Raw genomic sequence first — 267 nt, 5'->3', positions numbered from 1 at the left:
ATGATATCCATCATAAAACAATAGGAATTGTTGGGATGGGGAAAATCGGAGCGGCCGTTGCCCGACGAGCAGCGGGATTTGAGATGAACATCCTTTATCATAATCGGACAAGAAAGACGGAGATAGAAGAGAAGACGGGTGCAGTATATGCCTCTTTTGATGAACTCGTCGAGCAGGCTGATTTCATCGTTTGTTTAACACCATTAACCTCAGAGACAAGGAATATGTTTACGCGTAATATTTTTCAAAAAATGAAGCGAACAGCTA

General features: G+C 41.9%; 1 protein-coding gene. It reads left to right on the top strand.

Annotation, left to right across the window (positions count from 1 at the left end; all coding sequences use genetic code 11):
• A partial coding sequence (locus RYX56_RS22815) for an NAD(P)-dependent oxidoreductase (protein WP_317124184.1) occupies nucleotides 1-267 on the top strand: 267 nt, incomplete at both ends.

It is taken from the genome of Alkalihalophilus lindianensis, assembly GCF_032843265.1.
In the GTDB taxonomy this organism is placed as follows: Bacteria; Bacillota; Bacilli; order Bacillales; family Bacillaceae_D; genus Alkalihalophilus; species Alkalihalophilus lindianensis.
Note: the sequence above shows the minus strand (reverse complement) of the source record. Positions and strands in the feature narration are given on the sequence as shown.